This window comes from Stenotrophomonas sp. SrG, assembly GCF_050031795.1.
Lineage (GTDB): Bacteria > Pseudomonadota > Gammaproteobacteria > Xanthomonadales > Xanthomonadaceae > Stenotrophomonas > Stenotrophomonas rhizophila_A.
On sequence record NZ_JBNBBE010000520.1, the window covers coordinates 1 to 254 of the forward strand.

Consider the following 254-nt stretch of genomic DNA (forward strand, 5'->3'; position numbering starts at 1 on the left):
TGGCACCGAGGTGCCGTTGACCAGGAAGCGCGCGCCCTTGGCTGACCAGCCGTTCCAGCGGCCACCGGGCTTGTCGGTGTAGATGCCGGCCTTGGTGAGGTCGCGCTGGTCCTGGTCCAGGCGCTCGCGGTTGTAGCCTTCCAGGCTGACCATGATGTTGTAGCCATCGGCGTCGAGGTCACCGATGCCACCGATGAACTTCAGGTTCAGCTCGTCCAGGCCGCCCTGGTCGGCGGTGCCGACGCTGCCGCCCA

At 67.3% G+C, this 254-nt stretch carries 1 protein-coding gene; it reads right to left on the reverse strand.

The window, feature by feature from the left end; all coding sequences use genetic code 11:
* Positions 1-254, reverse strand: a 254-nt coding sequence (locus tag ACQG3P_RS20705) for a hypothetical protein (RefSeq protein ID WP_426806101.1), incomplete at both ends; no start/stop codon positions are given.